This window comes from Streptomyces sparsogenes (assembly GCF_001704635.1).
GTDB classification, from domain to species: domain Bacteria; phylum Actinomycetota; class Actinomycetes; order Streptomycetales; family Streptomycetaceae; genus Streptomyces; species Streptomyces sparsogenes.
Genome location: NZ_MAXF01000106.1, coordinates 1 through 592, shown reverse-complemented (window position 1 = coordinate 592; position 592 = coordinate 1). Strand labels below are relative to the sequence as shown.

Here is a 592-nt window from a genome sequence, read left to right as displayed (position 1 = left end):
GCCAGACCCGCACCTGGACCTACACCTGGAACGCGGAAGACCGCCTCACCAGAGCCACCACCCCCCACGGCGAGGAGTGGACTTACGCCTACGACCCCCTGGGCCGCCGCACATCCAAGACCGGCCCCGACGGGACCGCCCTCACCTTCGCCTGGGACGGCACCCGCCTGGCCGAACAGACCACCCACGACGGGACGACCACCACGTGGGAGTACGCGCCGGGCACCCACCGCCCGCTATCCCAGTCCACACACCGGATACCCGAGGCTGTCCCCGGCACTGACCGTCCGCTGGCCCCTCTGGCCGAGACCACCTCGCAGCCCGAGTACGACGCCCGCTTCCACGCGATCGTCACGGACCTGGTCGGCACGCCGACCGAGCTGGTCACCCCCGACGGCACCCTCGCCTGGCAGCCTCGCGCCACCGTGTGGGGCACTCCCCTTCCCGCTCAACCAGGCGAGACGGACTGCCCCCTCCGCTTCCCCGGGCAGTACGCGGACTCGGAAACCGGCCTCAACTACAACCTCTTCCGCTACTACGACCCCGAGACCGCCCGCTACCTCACCCCCGACCCACTTGGCCCCGGCTGACA

General features: G+C 71.1%; 1 protein-coding gene. It reads left to right on the top strand.

Annotated elements, in window-relative coordinates:
* Positions 1–590 (top strand): RHS repeat-associated core domain-containing protein (locus tag BBH68_RS22535; protein WP_281182489.1); only part of this gene is annotated, 590 nt, incomplete at its 5' end.
* Positions 591–592: the final 2 nt, after the last annotated feature.